This is a genomic window from Arthrobacter sp. SIMBA_036, assembly GCF_046535135.1.
Taxonomy (GTDB): Bacteria; Actinomycetota; Actinomycetes; order Actinomycetales; family Micrococcaceae; genus Arthrobacter.
Genome location: NZ_JAWRXG010000521.1, coordinates 1 through 228, shown reverse-complemented (window position 1 = coordinate 228; position 228 = coordinate 1). Strand labels below are relative to the sequence as shown.

Annotated in this window: 1 protein-coding gene; it reads right to left on the bottom strand. The window is 65.8% G+C overall.

Going from position 1 to position 228, the window contains the following annotated elements:
• Positions 1-27: 27 nt before the first annotated feature.
• A partial coding sequence (locus SB659_RS20715; protein ID WP_410551809.1) for a hypothetical protein occupies positions 28-228 on the bottom strand: 201 nt, incomplete at its 5' end.

Sequence of the window (228 nt, the reverse complement as noted above, 5' to 3'; positions counted from 1 at the left end):
GTGTCGTCCCCTCGGCTTTGGCCCTTGTCACACTTCTGCTGCCGCAGCTGCTTTCGCCTGCTGCGCCTTGATGGTGGCGGCGGCTGCGGCCGCTCCACCCTCCCGCTCGTCGCCACCGACATTGACGGTCGGCTGCGCGAATTCGATGCCCTTTGCCCTGAAGGCTTCCCGGATCCGCAGCTGTGCCTTGCGGCGTATGTAGGTCTGCATGCCGGGTACCGTGGTCAT